The sequence below is a fragment of the Streptomyces sp. NPDC049577 genome (assembly GCF_040675635.1).
Lineage (GTDB): Bacteria > Actinomycetota > Actinomycetes > Streptomycetales > Streptomycetaceae > Streptomyces.
Map to the genome: position 1 here is coordinate 1 of NZ_JBFAPH010000362.1, position 6,269 is coordinate 6,269.

At 73.8% G+C, this 6,269-nt stretch carries 3 protein-coding genes; all 3 read left to right on the top strand.

The annotated features are described in order from the left end of the window. Positions 1-3,823, top strand: a 3,823-nt coding sequence (locus AB0K09_RS28290) for an acyltransferase domain-containing protein (protein ID WP_366068252.1), incomplete at its 5' end; no start/stop codon positions are given. Between the two features lie 174 nt (positions 3,824-3,997). Beyond that, positions 3,998-4,657, top strand: a complete 660-nt coding sequence (locus AB0K09_RS28295) for an endonuclease (protein WP_366068253.1) — start codon at positions 3,998-4,000, stop codon at positions 4,655-4,657. A gap of 137 nt (positions 4,658-4,794) precedes the next feature. Further along, on the top strand, positions 4,795-6,269 hold a 1,475-nt coding region (locus tag AB0K09_RS28300; protein ID WP_366068254.1), incomplete at its 3' end, for a cbb3-type cytochrome c oxidase subunit I.

Sequence of the window (6,269 nt, forward strand, 5' to 3'; positions counted from 1 at the left end):
CCGGCTGCTGCTGGAGACCTCGTGGGAGGCCGTGGAGGACGCCGGGATCGACGCCCGGAGCCTGGCCGGCTCGCTCACCGGCGTCTTCGTCGGGCAGACCGGCACCAACTACTGGAGCCGTATGGATCCGGCGCAGCGCGGCAACCTCTACGCCGTCGTCGGCACGGACGTGCGCTCCTCCCTCCCGGGCCGGATCTCGTACGCCCTCGATCTGCGCGGCCCGAGCGTGACCGTCGACACGGCCTGCGCCTCGTCGCTCACCGCGCTGCACCTCGCCTGCCAGAGCATCCGCAGCGGGGAATCGGACGTCGCGCTCGCCGCCGGGATCAGCATGATCCTCGGCGAGGAGCAGACCGCCGCCTTCGTCGCCGCCAAGATGACCGCCAAGGACGGCGACACCAAGTTCGGCGACGCCCGGGCCGACGGCCTGGTCCGCTCGGAGGGCGTCGGCGTCGTCGTCCTGAAGCCGCTGGACGCGGCGATCGCGGACGGGGACCGGATCTACGCGAAGATCCTCGGCAGCGCGTCCACCAACGACGGCAAGAGCAGCGGCCTGTTCGTCCACCCCGGCATGGAGGGCCAGGAGCTCATGCTCACCCGCGCCTGCCTGGACGCCGGGATCGATCCCACGGACATCGACTACGTGGAGGCCCACGGAACGGGGACCCGCGCCGGGGACCCGATCGAGATCGGGGCCATCGGCCGGGCGCTGGGCGGCTCCCGCACCCAGGACAACCCGCTGCTGGTCGGCTCGGTCAAGACCAACATAGGCCACTGCGAGGCCGCGGCCGGGATCGCCGGCCTCATCAAGACGGCCCTCGCCCTCCGGCACCGCCACATCCCGCCGAGCCTGCACTTCCGGCAGCCCACCCCGGCCATCCCCTGGGACGAGCTGCCGGTGCGTGTCGCCGACCGGGGAACACCGCTCGGTACCCCCGGACGCCCGGCCGTCGCCGGCGTCAGCTCCTTCGGCGTCACGGGTACCAACGTCCACGTCCTGCTCATGGACCACGACTCCGGCACGCCGGACGCGTCCCGTCCGGCCCTGCCCGCCCGGGACGCGCAGGACGAGCCGGTGCCCGAGGTCCTGACGGTCTCCGCCCGTTCCGAGGAGGCACTGCGGCAGGCGGCCGCCGACCTCGCCCGGCACCTCACGGACGGCCCGGGCACCGGCCAGGCCCTGCGGGACGTGGCCTTCAGCCTGCGCACGCGCCGCACCCCGCACGAGCAGCGGCTCGCGGTCGTGGCGGACTCGCGGGCCGACGCCGCCGACAAGCTGCGCGCGTTCGCCGCCGGCGAGCGGCTGCGCGGCGTCACCTCGGCCACCGCACGGGACACCGCCCCGCCCCGCGTCGCCTTCGTCTTCCCCGGCCAGGGCTCCCAGTGGGTCGGCATGGGCCGGCGGCTCCTCGCCGACTCCCCGGCCTTCCGCGAGGCACTGGAGGCCTGTGACGCCGCGGTACGCGCCGAGACCGGCTGGTCCGTCATCGGTCAACTCCTCGGCGAGGGCGAGCGATTCGCCGAGGTGGACGTCCTCCAGCCCACCCTGTGGGCGGTGGAGGTGGCGCTCGCCGCGCACTGGCGCTCCCTCGGCGTCGAGCCTGACCTGCTCATCGGCCACAGCATGGGCGAGGTCGCGGCGGCCTGCGTCGCCGGCGCCCTGAGCCTGGAGGAGGCGGCCGCCGTCATCTGCCGCCGCAGCGCCCTCGCCCGCCGCGTCAGCGGCGGGGGAGCGATGGCCGTCGTGGGCCTGGCCGCCGCGGAACTCGAGGAGTACCTGACGGGCCGGGAGGAGCTCGTCGCGCTCGCCGCCAGCAACAGCCCCCGCTCCACCGTGCTCTCCGGCGACGCGGCCACCATCGACGCCATCGTCGACGAGCTCCAGCGGCGGGACGTCTTCAGCCGGAAGGTGGAGGTGCCCTTCGCCTCCCACAGCCCCCAGGTCGACCCCGTCCTGGACGAACTCCGCTCCTCCCTCGACGGACTCCAGCCCCTCGCCGGCAAGATCCCCCTGTACTCCACGGCGCTGGACCGGCTCATCGACGGCAGCGAGTGCGACGCCGCCTACTGGGCCCACAACCTGCGCGCCCCGGTGCGGTTCAGCTCCGCCGTCGGCGCCGTGGCCGGCGAGCGCGAGACCGTCTTCCTGGAGATCAGCCCGCACCCGGTCCTCGTCGGCTCCGTCGAGGAGACCCTCGCCGACCTGGGCCTGCCGGGCGAGGCCCTCGCCTCCGCGCGGCGCCAGGACGAGACGGCCACCCCGCTGGAGGCCCTCGGCCGGCTGCACACCCTGGGCCACCCCGTCGACTGGGACGCGGCCTACCCCGACGGCGGCGCGTACGTCCCCCTGCCGACCTACCCCTGGCAGCGGGAGCGCTACTGGTTCGACGACGAGCCGGCACCCGCGCCCCGTCCGGCACCCGGCCACCCCCTGCTCGCCGGCGCCACGCATGCCACGAGCGGACAGGGCGGCTTCCGCTGGGACCTGACGGTCGACTTCACCGCCCACGGCCATCTGCTCGAACAGCGGCTGCGCGGAACGGTCCTGGCCCCGACCCCGCTCTACATCGACGCGGTCACGGCCGCGGCCCGGCAGTCCCTCGGCCGGGACGACCTGCGCCTGGAACACCTCGTGTGCGAGCAGGCGTGGCTCGTCGAGAACGAGCGGACCGGCCGGCTGGCCCTCACCTTCACCCCGGCGGGCGAAGGCGTGTGGGAGGTCGAGATACGCGCCGGGGACGGCACGGACGGCCCCGCGCCGGACCGGCGGGCCTCCGTCCGCCTCGTCGCCGGATGCGGGCCGTCCCCCGAACAGGAGGCACCCGGCGCCGTCCGCGCCCGGTGCGCCACCGAGCTGGACGTCGCCGCGTTCTACGGGCAGGTGGCCGCGGCCGGCCTCGTATGGGGGCCGTCCCTGCGGGCCGTCACCGGCCTGTGGCGCGGCGAGGGCGAGGCGCTCGCCCGGCTGGAGGCACCACAGGCCCTCCGGGCGGGGCTGGCCGCACATGCCTTCCACCCCGCGCTCCTGGAAGCGGCCGGCGCGCCCCTGTTCGCGGCCGTGCCCGAGCAGCTCGCCGGCCGGCACCCCGGCGAGGTGCCGTACTTCGTGTCGGCCGAGGGCGTCCGGCTCCTGGGACCCGCGCGGGAGACGCTGTGGAGCCACGCCCGCGTCCGGCAGACCGACGGGGCGGACGGGGTCCTCGCCGACCTGCGGATCCTCGACGACGAGGGCCGGACGGTCGCCGAGATGACCGGGGTGCGGACCCGCTACCCGGCACGCGGCGTCCCGCGTCAGCCCGCCACCGTCGTGCGGCAGCCGGAGACCGTCGTCCCGCTCGACATCCCCGGCACCGGGCGGGTCATCGACGGGGACGACCGCGTCGTCGCCTCCGTCCCCGGACTCCGGCTGCGCTTCGTCGCCGATGTCCCGGCCGTCCTGCCCCCGCAGTCCCCGGCCGCCGTGACGCCGCTCCCGGCCCCGCTCCCGGAACCGGTCCAGGCACCGCTCCCGGCCCCGGCCCGTACGGTCACGCCCGCCCCGGTCCCCGCGGCCGTCCCCGCCGCGGCCCCCGAGGCCGCGCCGGCTCCCGACGCCGCGGCGTTCGTCCGGGAGACCGTGGCCGGCGCCCTGGGCATCCGGGCCGACCGGCTGCGTCCGGACGCCCCGCTGAAGTCCGTGGGCCTCGACTCGCTCATGGCCTCGCAGATCAAGAGCGCCCTGCGCGACGGCTTGGGCGTCGACGTCCCCCTGCCCCTGCTGCTCGACGCGACGACCACGGTCGCCGCGATCGCCGAGGAGGCCCGCTTACGGAAGGCGGGCTGACCGGCCGCCCGGCGGACGAACCCGGCGGACGAAGGGGGTGAGCGGGCACCGCCCGCTCACCCCCGTTCCGCGCGCCCGCCTCCGCCAGGTGGAGCAGTCCCGGTTGTCCCCCGCCCGCCTGCGGGGAGGCGATGAGGACAGCGGAAACCGGTACGAGGTGCGGAAGGCGAGGCCATGACCGGCAAGGGCGACACGGCGGACGACCGGCGGACGGCACGGGACCTGCTGCGCGAACACGGCCGCACCTACGCGGAAGAGGCCGGCATCCGGCTGCGCGACACCCCGCAGCCGCTGTACCGCCTCCTGGTGCTGGCCCATCTGCTCAGCGCCCGCATCCGCGCGTCGGTCGCCGTCGCCGCGGCGCGCGCCCTCTTCGAGGCGGGGATGGGCGACCCGCGCGCCATGGCGGAGGCCGACTGGCAGCGCCGCGTCGACGCCCTGGGCGAGGGCGGCTACCGCCGCTACGACGAGCGCACCGCCACCCAGCTCGGCGACGGCGCCGCGCTGCTGTGCGAGAAGTACGGCGGAGACGTGCGCCGCATGCGCGAGGAGGCGGACGGCGATCCCGGACGCCTCGCGGAACTGCTCCAGCAGATCCCGGGCATCGGGCCCGCCGGAGCCGACATCTTCCTCCGCGAGGCGCAGGGCGTATGGCCCGAGCTCCACCCCCGCTTCGATGCGAAGGTGCTCCAGGGTGCCGAACGCCTCGGCCTGCCGGCCGACCCCGAGGCACTGGCCAGGCTGGTGAAACGCGAGGAAACACCCGCCTTCGCGGCCGGTCTCGTGCGGGCGGCTCTGGACAAGGAGGTCGCCGACGAGGTGCGCGGCGACTGAATCCGGGGCGCCGTCCACGGGCGTCGTCCGAACGGCCCACGCGGTGGTTTGCCGCGCCCCGGCCCCGGCTACAGACCAGGGGCCCGCGGGCGGACGGCGAGCCGGACCGCCGCCCCGCCGGGCCTACGGAGGGGCCCATGCCAGGAGTGGAGCAGGAGACGCCCGGCGGGACGGCGACCACGGCCGACCCGACGGCCAACCCGAGGGTGAGACTGGGGCACCGGCTCCTCACCTACGTCACCACCACCGACCACAAGGTGATCGGAAGCATGTACCTGGTGACGGCCTTCGGCTTCTTCATGGTCGGCGGCGTCCTGGCGATGCTCATGCGGGCCGAACTGGCGCGGCCGGGCCTGCAGATCGTCTCCACCACCCAGTACAACCAGGCCGTCACCATCCACGGCACCATCATGATGCTGCTGTTCGCCACGCCCATGTTCGCCGGCTTCGCCAACGCCGTGATGCCCCTCCAGATCGGCGCCCCGGACGTGGCCTTCCCGCGCCTCAACGCCATGACGTACTGGCTGTTCCTGTTCGGCGGCCTGATGGTGGTCTCCGGCTTCCTCGTCCCCGGGGGCGCCGCCGCCTTCGGCTGGTTCGCCTACGCCCCGCTGAACAGCGCCGTGTACTCGCCCGGCGCCGGCGGTGACCTGTGGGCCATGGGGCTGGTCGTCGCGGGCCTGAGCACCACCCTGGGCTCGGTGAACTTCATCGCCACGATCGTCTCGCTGCGCGCGCCCGGAATGACGATGTTCCGGATGCCGATCTTCACCTGGAACATCCTCTTCACCTCCATCCTGGCGCTGCTCGCCTTTCCCGTCCTCACCGCCGCCCTGCTGGCCCTGGAGGCGGACCGCAAGTTCGGGGCCCATGTCTTCGACGCGGCCAACGGGGGCGCGCTGCTCTGGCAGCACCTCTTCTGGTTCTTCGGCCACCCCGAGGTCTACATCGTGGCCCTGCCGTTCTTCGGGGTGATCAGCGAGATCATCCCCGTCTTCAGCCGCAAGCCCGTCTTCGGCTACATGGGCATGGTGAGCGCCACCATCGCCATCACCATGCTGTCGGCCACCGTGTGGGCCCACCACATGTTCGCCACCGGCGCGGTGCTGCTGCCCTTCTTCTCCCTCCTGTCGTTCCTCATCGCCGTGCCCACGGGCGTGAAGTTCTTCAACTGGATCGGCACCATGTGGCACGGCAGCGTCTCCTTCGAGACCCCGATGGTCTGGGCGGTCGGCTTCCTCGTCACCTTCCTGCTCGGCGGCCTCAGCGGGGTGCTGATCGCCTCACCGCCCCTGGACTTCCACGTCACCGACACCTACTTCATCGTGGCTCATCTGCACTACGTGCTGTTCGGCACCGTGGTGTTCGCCATGTTCGGCGGCTTCTACTTCTGGTGGCCCAAATGGACCGGCCGGATGCTCGACGAACGGCTGGGAAAGATCCACTTCTATACGCTCTTCACCGGCTTCCAGATGACCTTCCTGGTCCAGCACTGGCTCGGCGAGACCGGCATGCCCCGCCGCTACGCCGACTACCTCGCCGCCGACGGTTTCACCACCCTCAACACCATCTCCTCCATCGGCGCGTTCCTGCTGGGCCTGTCCACCCTCCC